This is a genomic window from Bacillus sp. YP1 (assembly GCF_000877815.1).
GTDB classification, from domain to species: Bacteria; Bacillota; Bacilli; order Bacillales; family Bacillaceae; genus Bacillus; species Bacillus subtilis.
In genome coordinates this window covers 570,331-591,211 of record NZ_CP010014.1, presented here as the reverse complement: position 1 = coordinate 591,211, position 20,881 = coordinate 570,331, and the positions used below count along the sequence as shown (strand labels likewise).

The window sequence follows — 20,881 nt, the reverse complement described above, 5'->3', positions numbered from 1 at the left end:
CAAGCACTTATTGTGACATTAAAAAGCAGGGTGAGTCTCTATGAATAAACGCGACAAAGCGCTTCAGCTCATCAAAGAGCTTGAAGACAATCAGGACAGACCGATCTCTCCCAATTTGAAGGAAAACCTCGATAATCTGACCTTATTAACAGAAGGCTGCTCAGACATCGTATTTAGACAATTTGACTTTGGAAACGGGCTGTGCGGATTTATTGTTTATATCGAAGGAATTGTAAAATCTGAACATATTCAGGATCACGCCCTCCGCCCTTTCTTAATGCATTTGACGGATCAAATAGATGAACATGAAGAGGCGCTGCAAAATACTCTATCAATTTCAAATGTTGCAATAGAAACGAGTATGAGCAAAGTGGCTGCATCCATCATTGAGGGGAACGCGGTTTTATTTGCCGACGGGCACTCAAAAGGCCTGATCTTAAATATAAAAGGCGGACAAAGAAGAAGCATTGAAGAGCCGATAACAGAATCGACCATCAGAGGGTCAAGAGAGGGCTTCACTGAAAGCCTCAGGGTCAATACCGCTCTTGTGCGGTTTCGCGTCAAAACGTTTCAGCTTAAAATGATCTCGTTTAAAATCGGCACGAAAACCAAAACCGATGTTGTCTTGGCCTATATTGACGGGCTTGCCGATCCAAAGGTCATTGACAAAGCAAAAAAAAGAATCAAAAAGATAAAGATTGATGCTGTCTTAGAAAGCGGATATATTGAAGAATTTATCGAAGACGACACGTACTCGCCATTCCCCCAGCTGCAATACACAGAAAGGCCGGACACCGTCGCCGCCCAGCTTCTCGAAGGCCGATTTGCCATTTTCACAGATAATACGCCCTTTGTCTTAACAGGCCCGATTACGTTTTGGCAGCTTATGCAGGCCAGTGAAGATTACTATGAGCGTTATTTGATGTCTAACTTAATCCGCTGGCTTCGCTATATGTTTTTATTCGTTGCTTTATATTTGCCGGCTATTTATGTTGCCGTTATTACATACCACCAGGACTTAATGCCGACAAACTTAATGTTCAGTGTGGCCTCTGCGCGTGAACCGATTCCTTTCCCCGCCATCATAGAAGCATTGATTATGGAAATTTCTTTTGAGGCTCTCCGTGAGGCGGGAGTGCGCCTGCCGAAAACCATCGGCCAGACCGTCAGTATTCTCGGGGCCCTAGTCATTGGGACAGCCGCTGTTGAAGCGGGAATTGTGTCTGCCCCCATGGTGATCATCGTATCGTTAACAGGGATCGCGTCATTTACAATTCCGCGGTTTAACTTAGCTATCTCCATCAGGATGCTTCGTTTCCCGCTTATGTTTTTGGCAAGTATTTTTGGGATATTCGGCATTATGCTCGGCACGATTATCTTAGTGCTTCATTTATGCAAGCTGCAATCTTTCGGCATTCCTTATTTATCCGGGATTTCTCCGTTTAAACGAGATGAAGTAAAAGATATTTTTGTCAGGGCGCCTTGGTGGACGATGACCAGAAGGCCGGGCACGTATTCGCGCGGCAACGGACAGAAGGGAGCGAAAAGAGAGGACCCAAAAGATGAAGAAAACAATATATAAGTGTGTTTTGCCGCTTCTCATTTGTATCCTTCTAACGGGGTGCTGGGACCGGACAGAAATCAATGACATTGCATTTGTTGTCAGCTCAGCCATTGATAAGAAAAAAGATCAGTATCGAGTGGCCATGCAGATTCCCTTGGTCGGTCAATTAGGCGGACAAACAGGGGGCGGCGGCGGAACTGCCGGTTCAAAAACATGGTATGTTGATTCAGCTTCCGGCACTACGATCAGAGAAGCGAACAACAAGCTGCAAACCTCCTTGTCACGGACAATCAATACGTCCCACAGACGTACAGTCATTATTGGAGAGGATATGGCGAGAGACGGCGTTGCCCCAGTCTTTGATATTTTAACGCGAAATCCGCAGAACAGATTAACGGCGCTCATTTTAGTCAGCCGGGGAGAAGCGCGGGACATTTTAAACACCGATGTTCAGCTTGAACAGTTTCCGGCGGAAATGATTCGGGAGCTGGCCATTATCGCAACGAGCCGCCCCGTTTTTTTAAGCAGATTCATGTCTGATCTAGTAGAAATAGGCAGTGATCCGTATGCACCGGTCATCTCTGCATCTAAAACAAAACCTGGAGGGAAAGGCAAATCTAATTTGAAAATTGACGGGCTTGCGATCTTTAAAAAGGACAGATTGATGGATATTTTCAAAGATGAACACATGACAGCAGCTCTGATGTTGCTTAATCAAGCCCGCCAGCCAGAATTCATAGTAGACCTGCCGAATCAAATGGGACAAGCATCCATTCAGCTTCAAAAGTCCAATGCATCCTTTCATGCCGCTGAAAAAAACGGAAAGCTGTCAATGACAATCGAGATCAGAGCCAAAGGAATTATTATGGAAAACCAATCAACCTATGAGACGAGAGAAACCGACCAGTATTACATCATTCAAAAAGCATTAAACAGAACCATAAAGAAGGACGTGATCAGCACCGTTCATCGTTTGCAAAAGCTAAAGGCGGACCCGGCCGGCTTTCAAGACAGGACCATCAGAAGCACGGCAACCACGAAGAATCTGCTGAAAAAGGAATGGGAAGAGGTATATAAGGATATGGAGGTTCACGTCGTCCCAATTGTGACGATTGAGCAGGGCGGTGTCCTATACAAAACGATCAGCCATTAATGGAGGTGCGTCAGCATGATCAGCTATATCGTACAGACATTGATTGTGTGCATTGCCATATACGCATATGAATGGAAGAATTTTCGTTCCGCTAACAATCTAACAAAATGGGCCTTCAGCCTGCTAATTGCAGGAAGTGCTTTTCTATGGATTTATATGAGAGTGAATCCCCTGCTTCCGCGGCTGGGGCACCTGTTTAAATATATTCCGTTTTGAACATGACAGAAAGGATGTGCTTTATGGACAAGACCTCTGCATACCAAGGATTATTTTTCGGAGCTCTGTATACGTTAGCGGTCGGATTAAAGCATGCTCCGATTCTCATGATCGAATCAGCAAAACAAAATGCCTGGCACAGCTACATCCTCGGCGTTGTCATCGTGATTCCGGCACTCTGGCTCATGCATAGGCTGATGAAAAAGCATCAGGATAAAAATATCTATGAGCTGCTGAGCGATTCCTCACCAATCGCAGGCCGGATTATCATTTTACTGTTTTCTTTGTATTTCCTGTTAATCAATGCTCATGATATACGTTTTTTCATCAATTTGATTAACATTTTATTTCTCCCGAGAACACCAATGGCTGTTCTGGGCGGTGTTATTATCTTTGTGGCGATCTGTATTGCCAGAGAGGGAAAAGAAACATTGACCAGAATGGCGCAGATATTCTTATTTCCATTCGGCACCCTGGTCTTGTTCCTTCCATTCACGCTGGCCACACAAATTGAGCTTCAAAACTTGACGCCTGTTTTTGAAGGTCTAATCCCATATCTTCAATCAGGCTATTACGCGTTTGGGACAATGGGGGAATTGATTATCCTTCCGCTTCTCTTCTCAAACCAGAGCGTCCCGCTAAAATACACCATTTTCGCGATACTGCTGGGTGCTTTATTGCTGGCCGTGATGTTATTTTCTTCAATTTCTGTCTTTGGTCCCAACCTGACATCTACTTTCTTTGATCCTGCTTATATGGTCATCAGGCAGATCCGCATTACGGATTTTCTGGATCGCTCAGACCTGGTCATCGCGGCTTTTTGGATTCCGGTCATTATGGTGAAGATAGCAGGTTCCCTATATATCGTGGTATACGGCCTTTCGTTTTTACACTCAAAAATCGACCCGAAAGCCATGTATACACCAACCGGCATGTTCTCAGTCGTATGCAGCTTTTGGTTCTTTTTAAATACAAATCAGCTAATCGACTTTAACAGAATCAAACCAATCATTAATGTAGTGATTTCTCTTTTGCTGCCTTTACTCATTTATTTGATCATAAAAAGCAAAGCGTTGTTCGGCGCCAAAGCAAAGCACTAGGAGTTTTTAGCTTCTTTTGTTTGATAAACAGGATTCTGTTTTGTTTTTCTTATATCTTTCAGGTAGTACTGTTCAGATGTAAAGAATTCGGTGTACAGCGCTTTTACCTTTCTGCTCAATAACAACAGCGCAATCACATTTGGGACGAGAATAAAAGCCAATGCTAAGTCCAAAAAGCCCCAAATGGCTTTTGCTCCGCCTGCGGCACCTATGATAATAGCCGCTAAATAAACGAATTTAATCACGTGTCCTGCCAGCCGCCCGAACAGAAATTCAGCTTGCTTTACGCCGTAAAAAATGACAACCATAATGGTTGATACGACAAAGAAGACTAGGGAAACCGAAACGAAGTACCCTCCGCCAGAACCGAAATAATGCTGAAATGCAGCCGTCGTCAGTGCTGCCGGATCAATTGAGGCGTTCTTCCCTGTCCAGACACCAGATGCAAGAACGACAAAAGCGGTGGTCGTGCAGATGATCAAGGTGTCAATGACAATGCCGATCACAGACCAAAACCCTTGCCGCACAGGATGATCAGTCATTGCTGCCGCATGTGCAATCGGGGCTGTTCCCATTCCGGCTTCATTAGAATAAAGCCCGCGGGCAAATCCCCAGCGAACGGTTTCCGCCAACGCAGCACCTGCGAACCCTCCAACTGCTGAAGAAGAGGTAAACGCATTTGAAAAAACGAGAGAGAAAAACGCCGGCACTGATGATAGATTCATGAGAACAATTAGGAGACCGGCACCTGCGTATGCCCCTGCCATAAGAGGCACGACAAACTCTGTTACTTTTCCGATCCGCTTTACCCCTCCTATCACCACTAACCCAATCAAAAACGCAATTCCGATTCCTGCGTATATTTTATTGAAAGAAAACGTCTCAGCAAGCGAGACTGAAACCGAATTTCCCTGAACCATAATGCTGGGGATCAGCTCCACAATCAGCGCAACAGAGAAGAATACGCCGAGCCATTTCATGCGCAGCCCTTTTGTTATGTAATACATCGGTCCCCCGACGTATTCACCCTGCTCATTTTTTTCTCTGTAATGAACAGCAAGAACACTTTCAGAAAACTTAATCGCCATGGCAAATAAGGCAATCAGCCACATCCAAAAAACCGCTCCTGGTCCTCCAAACATAATAGCGGCGGGCACACCGACAATGTTCGCTGCACCGATCGTTGAACTGAGGGCTGAGGTCAATGCCTGAAGCGGTGTGACTGTGCCCTCTCCCTTCGGTTTTTTTCCTACGCTGCCGATTGTCTGTTTGAAAATGTATAAAGGATAGCGAAATTGAAAACCTTTCAGCAAAATAGTGAAATACAACCCCGTCCCCGTCAGCAGGATGATTAGCGGCGGACCCCACAGCCAATCAGATATATGCTCTATCCATACTAATAGTCGTTCCATCCCATCACCCTTTTTTCGTTTATGAATCATTTCCCATAGATGGAAAAACATAAACCTTTTGACATAGAACTTGGAACATAAAAAGGATGGCTTTTATCAATCGCCATCCTGCAGAAAAGACAAATCAGCTGGAAGAAGGTCTGTTTCGTCCAAGCCGGTCATATACTTTATTCTTATAAAAAGCGGATGCTGGCTTTGAAAACATGCCTTTTTTGTCGACAAGCTTATCAAGCAGCAATTGCTTTTCAGATTTTTTTCTGATTAATTGCTCGCGTTCTTTTTCGTCATAGCACTTTTCGATTAAATGGTCGATGGTCATAAGCTCTTTTTTGAGCGCGCCCTCGTCCTCTGCCATTCCCGCGTTTTTCAAAATACGATAGCCCATGCGCAGCGATTCCGGCAAGTGTGCCGCGTCATCCTTCGGCAGCGGCTTCCCCATTCCCGGGAGGTTTTGAAAGTCCCCGTCTTTGATGGCGCGCTTAATTTTATCTTCAGACACAATATGGGAAAAATCCATCATTTCACCTCTTTTTATCTATACCTTATATTTTATCATACAATTCTCAACGCACCATTTTATTCCTTTATTTCTAGAAAGATACCTTGTTTTACATTTGGTAATATCAAAGCGAAACGTTGATTCGACGGCGTTTTTCGCCACTTTCTCCATCATACGATTTTCACTTTTCTAATCTGCTGATTCGTGTTATATTGGATACGTTCGTTTTTTCTATCGTTTCGCTCGAACTGGATCGGAAAAAAGGAGTGTAACAATGAAAACATTTATAAAAGAAAGAGGACTGGCCTTCTTCTTAATTGCGGTCGTCCTGTTATGGATCAAAACGTATGTCGGTTATGTCCTGAACTTCAACTTAGGAATAGACAACACGATACAAAAAATATTGCTTTTTGTGAATCCTCTTAGCTCAAGCTTGTTCTTTCTTGGCTTTGGACTCTTGTTCAAGAAAAAATTACAGCAGACAGCCATTATAGTGATTCATTTTTTAATGTCTTTTTTACTGTACGCAAACATTGTGTACTACAGATTTTTCAATGATTTTATTACAATTCCGGTCATTATGCAGGCTAAAACAAACGGCGGCCAACTCGGTGACAGCGCATTTTCGCTGATGAGACCGACTGACGCCTTTTACTTTATCGATACGATCATCCTGATCATCTTGGCGATCAAAGTAAACAAGCCTGCCGAAACGTCAAGCAAAAAATCGTTCCGAATTATTTTTGCGTCTTCAATTCTTGTGTTCTTGATCAACCTGGCAGTTGCGGAATCAGACCGTCCTGAATTGCTGACAAGATCATTCGACCGGAACTATCTTGTGAAATACTTGGGAACATACAATTTCACGATTTATGACGCTGTACAGAATATCAAGTCCAACAGCCAGCGCGCGCTTGCCGATTCCAGCGACGTGACGGAAGTGGAAAACTACATGAAAGCCAATTACGATGTGCCGAATAACGTGTATTTCGGCAAAGCGGAAGGAAAAAACGTCATTTACGTTTCACTTGAATCTTTGCAGTCATTTATTATCGACTATAAAATTGACGGCAAAGAAGTGACACCGTTCTTAAATAAACTGGCACATGATAACGAAACGTTCTACTTTGATAACTTTTTCCACCAAACGGGACAAGGTAAAACATCTGATGCTGAATTTATGATGGAAAACTCTCTGTACCCGCTGGCTCAAGGTTCAGTTTTCGTAAACAAAGCACAAAACACGCTGCAATCCGTTCCGGCGATTCTGAAGTCTAAGAATTACACATCTGCTACTTTCCACGGGAACACGCAGACGTTCTGGAACCGTAACGAAATGTACAAAGCGGAAGGCATTGATAAATTCTTTGATTCTGCTTACTATGACATGAACGAAGAAAACACGAAAAACTACGGCATGAAAGACAAACCGTTCTTCAAAGAATCAATGCCGCTGCTGGAAAGCCTGCCGCAGCCGTTCTATACGAAGTTCATTACCCTGTCTAACCACTTCCCATTCGGAATGGATGAGGGGGATACAGACTTCCCGGCTGGAGACTTTGGTGACTCTGTCGTCGATAACTACTTCCAGTCAGCCCATTACCTTGATCAGTCCATTGAACAATTCTTCAATGATCTGAAAAAAGACGGGTTATATGATAAATCGATTATTGTGATGTACGGAGACCACTACGGCATCTCTGAAAACCACAATAAAGCGATGGCGAAAGTGCTTGGCAAGGATGAAATCACTGATTACGACAACGCCCAGCTTCAACGGGTGCCGCTCTTTATCCACGCTGCCGGCGTGAAGGGCGAGAAAGTTCATAAATATGCCGGAGACGTTGATGTGGCTCCTACCATTCTGCATCTGCTCGGAGTGGATACGAAGGACTATCTGATGTCCGGGTCTGATATTTTATCGAAAGAACACCGTGAAGTGATTCCGTTCCGAAACGGAGACTTTATTTCACCGAAGTACACGAAAATATCCGGTAAGTATTACGACACGAAAACCGGAAAAGAACTCGATGAATCCGAAGTCGACAAGTCAGAAGACTCGCTCGTCAAGAAGGAACTTGAAATGTCCGATAAAATCATAAACGGAGACCTGCTGCGGTTCTACGAGCCGAAAGGTTTTAAGAAGGTGAATCCTTCTGATTATGATTACACAAAACATGACGAAGATTCTTCCGAAACGTCAAAGGATAACGAAGATAAATAAGAAAAAGCGGAGAGGTTGCCCTCTCCGCTTTTTTTATTTGACAGCAGCCCTCAATTCTTCCGCCGCAAATTCCACATTCGGGCCAATAATGACTTGAACCGATTGCCCGCCTGATTTGACAACCCCTTTTGCGCCTGCTTTCTTTAGCAGCGCTTCATCCACCAAAGCGGTATCCTTCACAGTCAGTCGCAGCCTTGTGGCGCAATGATCAATGGTTTGAATGTTTTCTTTTCCGCCGAGCCCTTTCAGCATGATGTTTTCATTTACATCCTGAACAGTATTTTCATCCAGCACTTCATCTACATCATCGTCTTCCCGTCCAGGCGTTTTTAAATTCAAAGCCTTAATCAGTACATAAAACACGATAAAGTATACTGCCGCATAGCATATACCTACCAAAAGCAGAAGCAGCGGTTTTTCTGCGATTCCATAGCTGAGCACATAATCGATAGCTCCAGCTGAAAAAGAAAAGCCTGAACGGATGCCGAGCCAGTTGACGATAAATAAAGATAACCCGGTTAAGACCGCGTGAACAGCGTATAAAAGCGGAGATAAAAACATAAATGCAAACTCAATCGGCTCCGTAATCCCTGTGATAAACGCCGTTAAAGCAAATCCAATCATCATTCCAGCCGTCGCTTTCCGTTTAGACGGCTTCGCAGTCACAACCATAGCCAGACAAGCCGCCGGAAGACCGAACATCATGATTGGGAAGAATCCGGTCATATATGTGCCCGCTGTCGGATCTTTCGCGAAAAAGCGCGCCAGATCCCCTGTCACTCCGTTATATTCTCCAAATTGGAACCAGAAAATATTGTTCAGCACATGGTGAAGGCCAAGCGGAATTAACAGCCTGTTGAATAGGCCGAATATGCCTGCCCCGATGCCGCCGAGCCCGAGCATCCACTCTCCAAACGAGTTTATACACGATTGAATCGGCGGCCAGACGACTCCGAATATGCCCGCTAAAATGATCGTAATAATGGCTGTTATAATCGGCACAAGCCGTCTGCCACTGAAGAACCCGAGATATTCAGGCAGCTTGGTATCCTTGAAGCGGTTATAGGTGTAACCGGCAATTAAACCGGCAATAATTCCCCCAAACACCGCCATGTTATTTGTTTTATCAATTGTCTTTGTTGCCGCGTCAAGCATCAGATACGATATCGCCCCTGATAAACCCGCGGCCCCATTGCTGTCTTTTGAAATGCCGATGGCAATTCCGATCGCAAAAATAAGCGGCAGATGATCAAAAACCGCCGTCCCCGCCTGATAAACAAACGGGATATTAAATACATCCTCTCTGCCAAGCGCAAGGATAATTCCAACCGCAGGCAGAACCGCAATCGGGAGCATAAATGACTTCCCGAGTTTTTGTAAAAATGAAAGCATACCCATCCCCCTCATACCCTTTTTTTTCAAATATACCATATAAGATATCTAGTGATCTATACCAATTTTCCCGGGGGTATTTCTTTTTTCCCAGGCCCGTGTGTTTCCTATTTTTAAGACAGTTGTGGTAAGCTTAATCTAGATTATTTAAAAAGAAAGCGGGAATGACAGATGATTGTAACAAACGATCAAGAATTAGAAGGTCTGAAAAAAATCGGAAGAATCGTCGCGCTTGCGCGTGAAGAAATGAAGCGGAAGGCAGAGCCCGGCATGAGCACAAAAGACCTTGACCTTATCGGAAAAGCTGTGCTTGATGAGCACGGCGCCGTTTCAGCTCCTGAGAAGGAATATGATTTTCCAGGTGTGACATGCATCAGCGTAAATGATGAAGTGGCTCACGGCATACCAAGCACATCCAAAATTTTAAAAGCAGGGGACCTTGTCAACATCGACATCTCCGCTGAATTTGGCGGCTTCTATTCCGACACAGGCATCTCATTTGTGCTCGGTGAAGGAGAAGAACGCCTTCATAAGCTTTGCCAATGCGCGGAAAACGCATTTCAAAAGGGGCTTCAGCAGGCAAAAGCGGGCAAGCGCCAAAACCAGATCGGAAGAGCCGTTTATCATGAAGCACGCTCTCAAGGCTTTACCGTCATCAAAACCCTGACCGGCCACGGAATCGGCCGAAGCCTGCATGAAGCGCCGAACCACATCATGAACTATTATGATCCGTTTGATAACGCACTGTTCAAAAATGGCACAGTCATCGCGCTTGAACCGTTTATTTCAACGAAAGCAGAAACGATTGTTGAAGCTGGAGACGGCTGGACGTTCAAGACGCCGGATAAAAGCATGGTTGCCCAAGTTGAACACACGATCGTCATCACAAAAGATGAACCGATTATCCTGACGAAACTGTAAAACACATTCCGGGCTTCCGGCAGGTTTAACCTCCTCCAATAGCAGGTAAAACATCATTATTCTGCACGAGGAGGTCTTGCAATGAACAGAGATCAAGAAAAAATCCAAATTGAAAACGAAATGAACGCGATGCATGGCACAATAAAAGAAGACATTTTAAAAGACTTTGAGGAATTTAAAGGCTACTTGAAAAAACAAGTCAACCGAGGCAAAAAGCTGGGATTGGATGACGGCAAGCTTGTAAAAAGCGCTGCGATCCTGGGAGACTACCTCGCAAAGCATGAAGAGCCGCAAAACGGTGAAGAAATGCTGCTGCAAGAGCTTTGGAGCGTTGCAGACGAAGATGAGAAAGAACATTTGGCACAGCTTCTGGTCAAATTGGTTGATAAACAATAAAACATGAGCCGGGCGATATGCGCCCGGCTTTCTTGATATTGTCACAGCCCGGCTCTTTCAGATATGCTACACTACTATTATGTCTGTGAAAGGAGCCTTTATCTGCATGTGGTTTATTATTTTCGGCATCATTTTTTTCATTGAAGGCATCATTATGACCGTTTACGGCGTTAAGAAAAAAAACGGGATGCTCACATATATCGGCATTGTTTTCGCCATTATGACATTTGGCGTTGTCATGATCAAACTAACCGGCCATTAAATCATATTCGGCTTTTGCTCCGCATATACATACAGAAGAACATTCGTACATCTAGTGCGAAAGGCTCAGTTTTCCCCGCATCTCTTTTCAGCATCTTTTTATAGATGTTACAATGCCAATCGTTTCGAAATCAGATAGGGAAAGGAGTTTTCTGACATGCATTACGGCAGTAAAGGCTGGTATGTGGCAGAACTAAAAAAGCAGGGGATCACGCACCATGAGGGAAGAAAGCTTCAAAGCTATAAAACCTATTTTCTTGCCAACCTGCTTGAAACAAAGAAAAAACAATCTTAAATATGGCAAAGCCGCGCACGTTGATATGCGCGGCTTTTTTCTATTCAACCGGCAGCAGCCTGTCCTTCTTTTTCATAAAGGACGCTCTCCAGCTTTCCGATAGTGCAGCCTCACTTAAAATCAGTTCTATGGCGGTGAGATTTTTTGCATTATGGTAGTTGATGCGGTTGGCGAACTGGACGGAGATGCCCTTCTCTCCTCTGGACAGCAATTCAAGGTTCGCGCCGGGAGACACCCTGCCCTCCTCCAGCACGCGAAAATAAAACCCTGTATAGCCGGTTTGCTGGACCTTCAGCACCATTTCTTTTACACCAAACTTTTTCGCCAGCTTTACACACGGCTGGCGCGGCTGGCTGACCTGAACAACAGCTTCATCAAGCCTGAACACATCCCCGATGCAAACATTCTCCTCAGTCAGGCCCGCGACCGTCAGATTTTCTCCAAATGCGGCATTTGACAGCGGTCTTGAGAGGAACTCTTCCCAAAACGGATAATGCTCCGCCGGGTAGACACAGACAGCCTTATCAGGTCCGCCGTGGTTGACGAGGTCCGCCTGTCCGTCTCCTTCAAAATTCTCCCGATACAGCATGACGGCTGATTCAGCCGGCCGCTTCATGATGCCGGTTTCGATTTTCTTTCCGTCATATTCAAGCGTCTGCGGTTTTCCCAGATTAAGAGAAAGAACTGAATAGCGCTCTGGTTTCATACAAACACATCCCCTTTACAGGTTGTAAAATGATTGATTATCATAAAAAGAAAAGGTGGTTTTTACATGCTTCAATACCGAATCATTGTAAACGGCCGGGTTCAAGGTGTGGGCTTTCGCTATTTTGTTCAAATGGAAGCTGATAAGCGAAAACTGGCCGGCTGGGTCAAAAACCGTGATGACGGGCGTGTCGAGATTTTGGCAGAGGGTCCGGAAAACGCCCTGCAATCGTTTGTTGAGGCTGTAAAGAACGGAAGCCCTTTCTCAAAAGTTACCGACATCTCTGTGACTGAATCCCGCAGCCTTGAAGGCCATCATCGATTTTCTATTGTTTACTCATAAGGCTTATCTTGATAAAAGTAATTCGGCTTAACGATTGAGTTATCATAGGATCGGTGGAAGATATGAGTGGCAGCGGGTGAAATTGGCGGAATCAGCCACGTCCAGTCCCCCGTCAGCTTTCTGCCCGCTTCTTCCTCCTGTTCTTCAAACCGTTTAAACTGGCTTGCCGCTGTATGATGGTCAACGATGCTGACACCCTGCTTTTTATACGAGTGCAGCACTGCTTTATTCAATTCAACTAGCGCTTGATCCTTCCATAAATCCGTATTGTAATCAGCGGCGATACCGATCACGGACGCTACTTTTTTCAGCTTGTCGTACCGCTTTTCATCTGCTAGGTTTCTCGCTCCGATCTCCGTGCCCATATACCAGCCGTTAAATGGCGCGGCATTATAATGAATGCCCCCGACCTCAAGCTTCATATCAGAGATGATAGGCACGCCGTACCACTTCAGCTCCAAATCAGCAAACGCCTCGATGTCCGGATGTATGATTGGAACCTCGATCACAAGTGAACGCGGCAGCTCATACCAGACAGGCTGTTCGTCGCCTTTCATGCGAAAAATGAGCGGCAGCAGGTCAAAATCCGTTCGCTCTCCGCGCCAGCCGAGCTCTTCGCAGGCTGCTGTCAGGGAACAGGAAGCCGGGTCGCCGATTCTTTCTCCGTCTGACTCATATCCAGCGTACCGGATCAGCTGATGATTCCAGATCTCGACTTGCTTTTCACCCTTCTCTTCCGGAGGGAAAATCGTAATGGTCGGTCTGATTTTGCCGTTATTGGTGGCGGTTTCAATATGGTCAAAGAGGGCGTCACGCACTTCCTCCTTCGTCCGGACGTCTCGTCTGTCAATAACATTCAGCGAATTCCAGAACAATCTGCCGATGCAGCGGTTGCTGTTTCTCCAAGCCATTTTCGCTCCGTGCTCTAGCTCTTCCTTCGTATGTACATAGCTCCCGGTCAGGTCAATTTCACTTTTAATGTCCTCGAGACGGTCTTTCACTTCCTCCTCCTTTCCCAATTCCTGATAGCATGCGGCAATAAACGCTTTCGCTTCGTTCCAGAGTATTTCTTTTTCTTCCAACAAACTCTCCCCTTCACATCACTTCATGCTTTTCATTGTATCGTTTTTAAGCGGCAAGACAAATGATTTTTCTGCAACTTCCTGGAAAACAATAAAAAACACCCGCGTGGTGCGGGTGTCAAATAGACGATAATCGATTTGCCAATTCAGTTAAGTCACTTCGAAAGTTTTTGCCGGTCATCGGTATGCCGTGCCCTGTCAATAACGCTTCCGGTTCAAGACCGGCCAGCTTCAGAATGGACTCAGCGGCCGTCTCTGTGTCAGGCGTGAAATAAGCCGGCGGCCCGTGAAGCTCCTGTTTTTGTATCAAGACGTCAGCCATTTTCTCCTGTTCCACTGTAATAACAGCATCACCTGCCACAAGCACGCGGCCGTCATCGCGGAATAACGAAATATGGCCCGGCGTGTGTCCTGGTGTCGCGATCCACATCCACTCGTCAAGAAAAGGGACTGAACCGTCTTCCGGCAGTGCCTGAACATGTGAGGAAATATCGATGGAGTGCCGCGGAAACAGCGGCGACAGCTTGGCGACCAGCCCGCTCTTGCTGTCAGGACGAGCCGGAGGATAATCCTCTTTACCTGTTACATAGGCCATTTCCCGAGAATGGACATAAACAGGTACATCCCAATGCTCAAGGATCTCTTCGATTGCCCCAATATGGTCAAAGTGCCCGTGTGTGAGGATAATCGCCTTCAGCTGAAACCCTTCACCGAATCTTTGTTTGGCTTCATTGACAATCATGCCGGCTGATTGAGGCATGCCGGCATCAATTAAAACAAATGAGTGAGGTTCAGAAGGCAGCTGAATAAAATAGACATTCGCAATTTGCACAGTCAGGCCGTGCACCCCTTTTGCCGCTTCGAACCCCGTTCCGCTTCTGACTGAAGTCAGCGGCATATAAGGATCACTCATAATGACACCTCCGGAATGTTATATGCCGTTAGTGTGTGTCATTACGCCTGAATTATCATACGGAAATAGAGATCGCACCGATCAATAGAGCGATAGCCGTCATGACGATCACTGCGAGAACCGCCCATTTCAATGCGAATTTTTGATGGTCATCAATAGAAACTCCGACGAGTCCGACAAGCAAATGAGTGGATGGCACAAGCGGACTCAGCATATGAATCGGCTGGCCGATAATAGAGGCTCTTGCAATTTCCACTTTATCCACACCGTATGCGACAGCTGTTTCTGATAAAATCGGCAGCACCCCGTAGAAATACGCGTCATTCGGCATCAAAAATGTGAAAATACCGCTTGTTAAGGCCACAATCGCTGGGATCAATCCGCCCATTTGTTCCGGTATCATGGACACGAGTGAGATCGCCATTTCATCAACCATTTTCGTGCCTGTCAAAATCCCCGTGAACACCCCCGCGGCAAAAATCATTGAACCGATAGCCAGCACGTTGCTGGAATGCGCTGCGATGCGCTGTCTCTGATGCTCGAGATTGGGATAATTCACAATCAGCGCAATACAAAACGCAATGACAAACAGTACGGTTAAACTAACTTTACCCGATACTAAACATCCTATTAAAGAAAGCGTTAACAATAAATTGAACCACCAAAGCTTCGGCCGCTTCCACTCATCTTCAACCGCTGCCGCCGGTTCATTGGCATTGGCTGGCTGTTTCAGTTCAATCACACCAAGGCGCTTTCGTTCCGCTTTTCCAAGCACATACGCAACCGCCACCATACAAAGCATCCCGCTTGCAATGACAGGAATCATCGGCCCTGTAAGCTCAGCTGGATCAACCCCCAGCGCACTCGCCGCCCTCGGCGTCGCACCGCCCCATGGAATTGTGTTCATGATTCCCATGCCGACTCCCGCGATTCCCGCCAGGATAATTGGCCGGATGCCTAGCAGCAAATAGAGCGGAAGCATGGCGCTTGTCGTAATCATGTACGTTGTCGAGCCATCTCCGTCCAAGGCGACGAGCATTGTAAGAACCGCTGTCCCGACAACAATTTTTAAAGGGTCTCCTTTGACCATGCTTAAAATTTTGCCAACCATTGGATCAAACAGGCCTGTATCAATCATAATTCCAAAATATAAGATCGCAAACATAATCATGACCGCAGTCGGCGCGACTTGCTGAATCCCCGAAATCATCATGTCCCCAACTTCAGTAAATCCAAATCCGGCGATAAGCGCAAACACAGTCGGCGTCAAAACTAATGCTGTTAAAACAGAAAGCCGTTTTGTCATGATCAATGCCATAAACACAAGCATCATGAGAAAGCCTAAGATTGCTAACACATCCATTCCCCCTTAAATGAATCCGCTTACATTTTTTTCTCCCTTACTCCCCTTTTTGTCTTGCCTTTTTGCCATCGTATGGGAAAACCAACCGCAAGTAAATAATTTGGTTTTTTTGTATTTTTAATTTTTTAAAACCGTTTTGTTCTTTTTGATCAATTTTCAGCATGAAAAAAATCCCGGGATGCCGGGATCTTAATTTCCTGTCATGATGCTTTGATAAAAAGCAGATTGCTCTTCTAAAAACCGTTTCGTTTCCCTGCTGTTCAAATAAAAGCTTTCCCAGTCCTGTTCGTTTATTTTCCGCTTCCATTCAGGTGAAGAGGTGACCTTCTTTAGCGCTTGATCCCAATAAGAAATCTCTTCCTCAGACATATTTTTCGGGCCCAAAATCCCTCTCCAATGAGAAAAAACAAACGGGATTCCCTGCTCCTTCCACGTCGGTACATTTGGAAAACCGGGAAGCCTTTTATCAGACGTTACAGCGGCTAACGTGATATCGCCGTTTCGTTCATATGGTTTCGCTTCAGAAAGTGTCATGGAAGCCGCTTCTATCTCATGTCTGATCAGCGCCTGAATGAGCTGTTCGCTGCTGTCATACTGTGAGAATTGAATGTCAAACGGGTCAATGCCGTACATATCTGCCGCTCTGACGAACGAGAGCTGATCATCATTGCCAAACCCCGGGGCAAAGCCGATTCTCACCTTGCCGGGATGCATGTTGATCTCATTCAGCACATCCTTGCCATTTGTTAACGCTGATCCTTTTGGCAATGCAATCGTCTGCCATTCCTTGGAGAGAATGGCGAGCGGCGTAAAATCGGACATTTTTAATTTGCTTTGCCCGAGAAGATCATTGCTCAATATTAGGCTGGACGTCATGCTGATGGTTTGTTTGCTGCTTTTGTTGACATATTTCCAGCCTTTCTCTCCCCCGCCGCCGGATTTATAGACGATATGAACATCATCCTTCACGATCTGCTTCTGCCTCAAAACTGATTGGATCGCCTGCGCTGTGACATCCCAGCCGCCAGAAGGTTCGGCAGGGACGACAATTTCTATCGGCCCGTCCGGCAGGCGCGGCGCAGCCGCCTGCCTGATATCACCCTGCATAAAGATCAATAGAAAAATCAATAGGATTATAGATTTTTTCATATCTAATCCGCCGCCAAATAATATTTTCTCTCCGGCCTGCCGATAATCCCGTATTCAAGCTCGGCTCTTGCTTCTTCCTTTGACACAAGATACTCGGCATAACGGCGGGCAGTTGTTCGTGACGCCCCCATTTTTTCCCCAAGTTCCTCCGCTGTCAATCCTTCTGACGCAGTCTGAAGCGCTTCCTTAATTTTTCGCAGTGTAATCGAATTAATGCCAGTCGGCAAATCCTCTGCCGGCAAAGCTGTCTTCACACTGTTCCCAAAAATATGGTCGATCATGGATTGGCTGACCTCCGGCTGAGACATGAGCAGCTTCCTTTTTTCTTTATACTGAAGCAGCACCTGCCTGAACTTGTCAGCCGTTACAGGTTTGATCAAATAGTGGGCAATTCCTGCTCTTAGCGCTTCCTGCAAATGCCGGGTTTCTGTTGCCGCTGTGATAATCATAATGTCCACTTCAGGAAATCGGCTTCGTATATCAGGAATCAACGCGGTCCCAAGCTCGTCCGGCATATAAATATCCAGCAGAAGCAAATCAACCTTGTGTTCCTTCAAAAGCGCCAATGTCTCTTTTGCGTTAGCCGCCTTGCCGATAATCTTGAATCCATCAAGCTGTTTAATCAATCTCTCATGGATTTGCGCAACTCGAAAATCATCCTCCGCAATCGCGATGTGAATCAAATGGATTCCCCCTTTGTTTCTCCTTCGGTATAAACACAGTGAATACCGCCCCGCCAGTTTTTTGATTCGCCAGTTCGATCCAGCCGCCCAGTTCACGCACTGAGTCTTTCACATTGGCCAGACCGTAGCCTCTCCTCATCCCCTTTGAAGAATAGCCTCTCTCAAACACAGCTTCTATTTTCTCTGGCGGCACACCGGGCCCTGTGTCTGATACTTCAATGACAATGTCATGGCCCATATCCGTGATAAAAAACAAAACTTCCTTCACGCTTTGCTCCGCTACAGCTTCGAAAGCGTTATCAATTAAATTGCCAATAATCGTAATAAGATGGGACAAGCCGATATGCGCAGGAAGAGGCGCGAGTGAGCTGTTCTCATCAATCACCAGCTTGACCTTCTTTTCCGATGCCTTGCTTATTTTCCCTAACAAAATGGCCTGCACCTGCTGCGAATGGATGTTATGGAATAAAAGATCATGCTGTTCATTTTGCATCACATATTCCTCTTTAATCAGATCAATGGCTTCATCATACTCCCCAAGCTCAAGCAGCCCTAAAATCGCATAAAGCTTATTTGAAAATTCATGAGTCTGCGCCCTGAGATCCTCTGAATATTTGCGAACCTCTGTCAATGTGTCGATCAGCTTCTTCAGCTCTGTTTTCTCCCTGAAGCTGACGACAATCCCATACGCCTGCCCGCCTTGATTCATCACTTTCGTATTGATAATAAACACTTGATCGTTGACGCTTACCTCCTGGTTCGGCAGCATTTCTCCTTGTTCAAGCACAGACATCAGCCCTGCTCCCGGCATGACGTCATCTATAGGAAGATGGATCACAGGCTCGGGCAGCTTCAGCATCTCGGCCGCCGATACGTTCATCATGGTGACGACGCCTTCACGATTGGTGGCAATAATCCCTTCTCGAATCGCGAAAAGCATTGCGTTTCTCTCACGATATAGAGCCGCGATCTCATGCGGCTCAAGCCCAAGCGTATCCTTTCTGATGCTTTTCGCCAGCACGGCGGCGCCAATAAATCCGAGCAGCAGTACAAGCACAGCAATCACACTCAAATTTCTCAAATGCTTTTTGATGCTTTGCTCTGTCTCCGTTTGCAGAAAATCAACAGACACGCTGCCGATCACTTGGCTGTATCCCTTCTGTTCTTTTATGATCGGCGCGCTTCCTCTGATCACTCTTCGTCCATCCGCTTTTGTTTCAGAAACATGCGAACCACCAAACAAAATTTCTCTGCTGCGCTCCAGTTTCTTTAATCCGCTTTTTCCAGAGGCGCTGCGAATGTCTCCTTTTTCGTCCAAAACATAAATGGCAAACGCGCCAGTCTGTTCTTTCATTTGTTCAATGACCTCTTGCGTCTCAGCCGCATGTCCGCCTTTTCTCTCAATGAGCTCTTTAACCGGCGGCATATAGGAAATGGTTCTCGCCGTTTGAACCGCCAGCTGCTCTGCCTGTCTCCGTTCTCCCTGTGTATGCTGAACGGCTAACGTAATGGTCAGCACACCAATGACAAAGACCAGCAGAGCCGCAATCAGCCCCATTATTTTTGTTTGCAGGGAAAAATGGAACCGCTTTTTCACCACAGCACCAGCCGTCCTTTCTACCTAGATCATACCATTTTTCACAGGCAATTTTCTCATTTTTCAAAATCCGTTTTCTTGCGAAGGAGTGAAAATAAAAAAAAGGCAGACCGCGTCTGCCTTTTTCTTTCTACCATATTCCTAGTACTTTCCACCATAATCCGCCGATCACAAGCCATACGATGATATGAACAATCGACAGAATAAATCCGATGGACCACCATTTGCCTTGTGGGATGTAGCCTGCTCCGAAGAAGACCGGAGCCGCTCCAGAACCGTAGTGAGTCGTTGACCCGAACAGGTTGCTGATGAACGCGAGGCTCAGCGCTGCTAAAAGCGGCGGTGCGCCCGCTGCCACGACGACAGCCAAAAATGCTGAATACATCGCACTGATGTGGGCTGTAGCACTTGCAAAGAAATAGTGAGAGTAATAATACACAACAATTAAAATGATGAATGCCACAATCCAAGAGAACCCTGATACGGATGATTTCATGGCATTACTGAACCAAGACACCATGCCTAATTCATTCAAGAAGTTGGCGAGCATGACAAGCGCCGCAAACCAAGTGAGCGTATCCCAAGCGCCCTGTTCTTTCTTGATATCATCCCAAGTCAGAACTTGTGATAATAAGAGAACGGACAAACCGATCAATGCGGTTGTGGTTGCGTCGATGTTGAAGCTGCCGCCAAAAATCCACAGCACAAGCACCAAAAGAAACACGATAACCATGGAAAGCTCTGATTTTTTGAACGGTCCCATTTCTTTCAGTTTTTCTGTTGCGATTTTCGCCGCATCCGGTGTTTCTTTGATTTCCGGCGGATACAGCTTGTAAATCACAAGCGGCGTGATGATTAAGCTTACAAGTCCCGGTACAATCGCGGCAATTGCCCAGCTTGTCCATGTTAAGTCCACCCCTGCGACATCATGGGCCAGCTTGGCAATCAGCGGGTTCGCCGCCATCGCTGTCAGGAACATAGCAGATGTGATCAGATTCCCCTGAAAACCGGTTTTTAATAAGAATGCACCGATTTTTCTCTCTGTTCCATTTGCCGGGCTTGATCCGAATGTTTCGGATAATGATCTGATAATAGGAAATATAATGCCTCCTGCACGCGCCGTATTACTTGGAATAGCAGGTGAAAGTATTAAATCACTGAATAGCAGTGAATAAGAAAGTCCAAGGGTTTTTTTCCCGAATTTCTGAACGAATACATACGAAATTCTAGCACCGAGCCCGGTTTTGATAAATCCCCGGGAAATAAAGAATGCGATAACGATAAGCCAAATGGTCTTATTCCCGAATCCGCTTAATGTATCCTCAATTGATAGTGTTCCAGTTAGTGCAGTAACCGCCAATGCAAAAATTGCAATTGCACCCATTGGCAAGGGCTTGGAGATAAAGCCGATAATTGTTGCGACAAAAATCGCAAACAAATGCCAAGCTTTAGGTTCAAGTCCGGACGGAGCGGGAATAAACCAGATGATTAGTCCCACAGCGACAGTAATAAGCAATGGAACAAGCTTTACTGCTGACTGTTTTCCTGCGTCTTTTTCTGAAGCCATAAATAGGTCTCCTCCTATATACTTGTTTTCCGATCCCCTTTTCCAT

23 protein-coding genes are annotated in these 20,881 nt (G+C 45.7%); 10 read left to right on the top strand and 13 right to left on the bottom strand.

All coding sequences use genetic code 11. The features are described from left to right. Positions 1-40 precede the first annotated feature (40 nt). Genes QF06_RS02770 through QF06_RS02755 form a run of 4 tightly spaced genes read left to right on the top strand, consistent with a single transcriptional unit; the run spans position 41 to position 4,033 of the window. Positions 41-1,582 (top strand): spore germination protein, encoded by a 1,542-nt coding sequence (locus tag QF06_RS02770; RefSeq protein WP_041851177.1) that lies wholly within the window; start codon positions 41-43, stop codon positions 1,580-1,582. Continuing rightward, a complete protein-coding gene (locus tag QF06_RS02765; protein WP_041851178.1) occupies positions 1,563-2,717 on the top strand; it encodes a Ger(x)C family spore germination protein in 1,155 nt (384 codons plus the stop codon). Before QF06_RS02770 ends, QF06_RS02765 begins: the two co-directional genes overlap by 20 nt. Positions 2,718-2,732: 15 nt before the next feature. After that, entirely contained in the window at positions 2,733-2,933 is a 201-nt protein-coding gene (locus QF06_RS02760) for a hypothetical protein (RefSeq protein ID WP_003233686.1), read from the top strand. Positions 2,934-2,956: 23 nt separating this feature from the next. Continuing rightward, complete coding sequence (locus tag QF06_RS02755; protein ID WP_041851179.1) at positions 2,957-4,033, top strand: endospore germination permease; 1,077 nt, start codon at positions 2,957-2,959, stop codon at positions 4,031-4,033. Here the strand turns inward: QF06_RS02755 and QF06_RS02750 are convergent. The 3 genes from QF06_RS02750 to QF06_RS20900 form a co-directional block, all read right to left on the bottom strand. Further along, complete coding sequence (locus tag QF06_RS02750) at positions 4,030-5,445, bottom strand: alanine/glycine:cation symporter family protein (protein WP_015252561.1); 1,416 nt, start codon at positions 5,443-5,445, stop codon at positions 4,030-4,032. The genes QF06_RS02755 and QF06_RS02750 overlap by 4 nt on opposite strands. A gap of 124 nt (positions 5,446-5,569) precedes the next feature. Continuing rightward, positions 5,570-5,962: a DnaJ family domain-containing protein gene (locus QF06_RS02745; protein WP_003233692.1), complete on the bottom strand. Its 393-nt coding sequence runs from the start codon at positions 5,960-5,962 to the stop codon at positions 5,570-5,572. Between the two features lie 18 nt (positions 5,963-5,980). Next, positions 5,981-6,118 carry a hypothetical protein gene (locus tag QF06_RS20900; RefSeq protein ID WP_080332623.1) on the bottom strand — a complete coding sequence of 46 codons (138 nt, stop codon included), beginning with the start codon at positions 6,116-6,118 and terminating at the stop codon, positions 5,981-5,983. 100 nt (positions 6,119-6,218) lie between these two features. On the opposite strand from QF06_RS20900, the gene ltaS reads away from it, so the two are divergent. Then, positions 6,219-8,168, top strand: a complete 1,950-nt coding sequence (gene ltaS, locus QF06_RS02740) for a lipoteichoic acid synthase (RefSeq protein WP_003233694.1) — start codon at positions 6,219-6,221, stop codon at positions 8,166-8,168. 33 nt (positions 8,169-8,201) lie between these two features. Here the strand turns inward: ltaS and nagE are convergent, their stop codons facing one another. Then, on the bottom strand, positions 8,202-9,560 hold the full coding sequence (nagE, locus tag QF06_RS02735) for an N-acetylglucosamine-specific PTS transporter subunit IIBC (RefSeq protein WP_041851180.1): 1,359 nt from the start codon (positions 9,558-9,560) through the stop codon (positions 8,202-8,204). Between the two features lie 171 nt (positions 9,561-9,731). On the opposite strand from nagE, the gene map reads away from it, so the two are divergent. From map to QF06_RS20890, 4 genes are all read left to right on the top strand, one after another. After that, on the top strand, positions 9,732-10,481 hold the full coding sequence (gene map / locus QF06_RS02730; RefSeq protein WP_003233698.1) for a type I methionyl aminopeptidase: 750 nt from the start codon (positions 9,732-9,734) through the stop codon (positions 10,479-10,481). A gap of 81 nt (positions 10,482-10,562) precedes the next feature. Continuing rightward, positions 10,563-10,877 carry a DUF3243 domain-containing protein gene (locus QF06_RS02725; protein ID WP_003242951.1) on the top strand — a complete coding sequence of 105 codons (315 nt, stop codon included), beginning with the start codon at positions 10,563-10,565 and terminating at the stop codon, positions 10,875-10,877. Between the two features lie 106 nt (positions 10,878-10,983). Next, the gene (locus QF06_RS20895) at positions 10,984-11,139 is read left to right on the top strand and encodes a hypothetical protein (protein ID WP_003244572.1); all 156 of its coding nucleotides are present in this window, start codon (positions 10,984-10,986) and stop codon (positions 11,137-11,139) included. A gap of 156 nt (positions 11,140-11,295) precedes the next feature. Continuing rightward, positions 11,296-11,433 carry a YflJ family protein gene (locus tag QF06_RS20890; RefSeq protein WP_003239885.1) on the top strand — a complete coding sequence of 46 codons (138 nt, stop codon included), beginning with the start codon at positions 11,296-11,298 and terminating at the stop codon, positions 11,431-11,433. Between the two features lie 40 nt (positions 11,434-11,473). Here the strand turns inward: QF06_RS20890 and QF06_RS02720 are convergent, their stop codons facing one another. Next, positions 11,474-12,139 (bottom strand): MOSC domain-containing protein, encoded by a 666-nt coding sequence (locus QF06_RS02720; RefSeq protein ID WP_041851181.1) that lies wholly within the window; start codon positions 12,137-12,139, stop codon positions 11,474-11,476. 66 nt (positions 12,140-12,205) lie between these two features. Here QF06_RS02720 and QF06_RS02715 point away from each other — a divergent pair, with 66 nt between their 5' ends. Next, complete coding sequence (locus QF06_RS02715; RefSeq protein WP_003233709.1) at positions 12,206-12,481, top strand: acylphosphatase; 276 nt, start codon at positions 12,206-12,208, stop codon at positions 12,479-12,481. Here the strand turns inward: QF06_RS02715 and nosA are convergent. The 8 genes from nosA to QF06_RS02680 all read right to left on the bottom strand — a co-directional run bounded on the left by nosA (position 12,472) and on the right by QF06_RS02680 (position 20,835). After that, positions 12,472-13,563 (bottom strand): nitric oxide synthase, encoded by a 1,092-nt coding sequence (gene nosA / locus QF06_RS02710; RefSeq protein WP_043940067.1) that lies wholly within the window; start codon positions 13,561-13,563, stop codon positions 12,472-12,474. The genes QF06_RS02715 and nosA overlap by 10 nt on opposite strands. Positions 13,564-13,681: 118 nt before the next feature. Next, a complete protein-coding gene (locus QF06_RS02705) occupies positions 13,682-14,476 on the bottom strand; it encodes an MBL fold metallo-hydrolase (RefSeq protein ID WP_041851182.1) in 795 nt (264 codons plus the stop codon). Positions 14,477-14,531: 55 nt separating this feature from the next. Further along, the gene (gene citM, locus QF06_RS02700) at positions 14,532-15,833 is read right to left on the bottom strand and encodes an Mg(2+)/citrate complex secondary transporter CitM (protein ID WP_021481213.1); all 1,302 of its coding nucleotides are present in this window, start codon (positions 15,831-15,833) and stop codon (positions 14,532-14,534) included. A gap of 43 nt (positions 15,834-15,876) precedes the next feature. Next, positions 15,877-16,002 carry a hypothetical protein gene (locus QF06_RS22225; protein WP_021481214.1) on the bottom strand — a complete coding sequence of 42 codons (126 nt, stop codon included), beginning with the start codon at positions 16,000-16,002 and terminating at the stop codon, positions 15,877-15,879. A gap of 26 nt (positions 16,003-16,028) precedes the next feature. After that, positions 16,029-16,988 carry a tripartite tricarboxylate transporter substrate binding protein gene (locus QF06_RS02695; protein ID WP_021481215.1) on the bottom strand — a complete coding sequence of 320 codons (960 nt, stop codon included), beginning with the start codon at positions 16,986-16,988 and terminating at the stop codon, positions 16,029-16,031. 2 nt (positions 16,989-16,990) lie between these two features. Next, entirely contained in the window at positions 16,991-17,671 is a 681-nt protein-coding gene (gene citT / locus QF06_RS02690) for a two-component response regulator CitT (protein WP_014479151.1), read from the bottom strand. Continuing rightward, positions 17,643-19,271, bottom strand: a complete 1,629-nt coding sequence (yflR, locus tag QF06_RS02685) for a two-component sensor histidine kinase CitS (RefSeq protein ID WP_041851183.1) — start codon at positions 19,269-19,271, stop codon at positions 17,643-17,645. Before yflR ends, citT begins: the two co-directional genes overlap by 29 nt. 127 nt (positions 19,272-19,398) lie before the next feature. Beyond that, on the bottom strand, positions 19,399-20,835 hold the full coding sequence (locus QF06_RS02680; RefSeq protein WP_015383080.1) for an anion permease: 1,437 nt from the start codon (positions 20,833-20,835) through the stop codon (positions 19,399-19,401). Between the last annotated feature and the right edge of the window lie 46 nt (positions 20,836-20,881).

Excerpts from the sequence above, each read along its gene's own strand:
- QF06_RS22225 (WP_021481214.1), bottom strand. The coding sequence starts at position 16,002 with ATGCTGAAAATTGATCAAAAAGAACAAAACGGTTTTAAAAAATTAAAA.
- ltaS (WP_003233694.1), top strand. The coding sequence starts at position 6,219 with ATGAAAACATTTATAAAAGAAAGAGGACTGGCCTTCTTCTTAATTGCG.
- QF06_RS20900 (WP_080332623.1), bottom strand. The coding sequence starts at position 6,118 with ATGATGGAGAAAGTGGCGAAAAACGCCGTCGAATCAACGTTTCGCTTT.
- QF06_RS02725 (WP_003242951.1), top strand. The coding sequence starts at position 10,563 with ATGAACAGAGATCAAGAAAAAATCCAAATTGAAAACGAAATGAACGCG.
- QF06_RS02680 (WP_015383080.1), bottom strand. The coding sequence starts at position 20,835 with ATGGCTTCAGAAAAAGACGCAGGAAAACAGTCAGCAGTAAAGCTTGTT.
- map (WP_003233698.1), top strand. The coding sequence starts at position 9,732 with ATGATTGTAACAAACGATCAAGAATTAGAAGGTCTGAAAAAAATCGGA.
- QF06_RS02755 (WP_041851179.1), top strand. The coding sequence starts at position 2,957 with ATGGACAAGACCTCTGCATACCAAGGATTATTTTTCGGAGCTCTGTAT.
- QF06_RS20895 (WP_003244572.1), top strand. The coding sequence starts at position 10,984 with ATGTGGTTTATTATTTTCGGCATCATTTTTTTCATTGAAGGCATCATT.
- QF06_RS02760 (WP_003233686.1), top strand. The coding sequence starts at position 2,733 with ATGATCAGCTATATCGTACAGACATTGATTGTGTGCATTGCCATATAC.
- QF06_RS02750 (WP_015252561.1), bottom strand. The coding sequence starts at position 5,445 with ATGGAACGACTATTAGTATGGATAGAGCATATATCTGATTGGCTGTGG.
- QF06_RS02720 (WP_041851181.1), bottom strand. The coding sequence starts at position 12,139 with ATGAAACCAGAGCGCTATTCAGTTCTTTCTCTTAATCTGGGAAAACCG.
- QF06_RS02770 (WP_041851177.1), top strand. The coding sequence starts at position 41 with ATGAATAAACGCGACAAAGCGCTTCAGCTCATCAAAGAGCTTGAAGAC.
- QF06_RS02765 (WP_041851178.1), top strand. The coding sequence starts at position 1,563 with ATGAAGAAAACAATATATAAGTGTGTTTTGCCGCTTCTCATTTGTATC.
- QF06_RS02745 (WP_003233692.1), bottom strand. The coding sequence starts at position 5,962 with ATGGATTTTTCCCATATTGTGTCTGAAGATAAAATTAAGCGCGCCATC.
- QF06_RS02705 (WP_041851182.1), bottom strand. The coding sequence starts at position 14,476 with ATGAGTGATCCTTATATGCCGCTGACTTCAGTCAGAAGCGGAACGGGG.
- QF06_RS02715 (WP_003233709.1), top strand. The coding sequence starts at position 12,206 with ATGCTTCAATACCGAATCATTGTAAACGGCCGGGTTCAAGGTGTGGGC.
- QF06_RS20890 (WP_003239885.1), top strand. The coding sequence starts at position 11,296 with ATGCATTACGGCAGTAAAGGCTGGTATGTGGCAGAACTAAAAAAGCAG.
- QF06_RS02695 (WP_021481215.1), bottom strand. The coding sequence starts at position 16,988 with ATGAAAAAATCTATAATCCTATTGATTTTTCTATTGATCTTTATGCAG.
- nagE (WP_041851180.1), bottom strand. The coding sequence starts at position 9,560 with ATGCTTTCATTTTTACAAAAACTCGGGAAGTCATTTATGCTCCCGATT.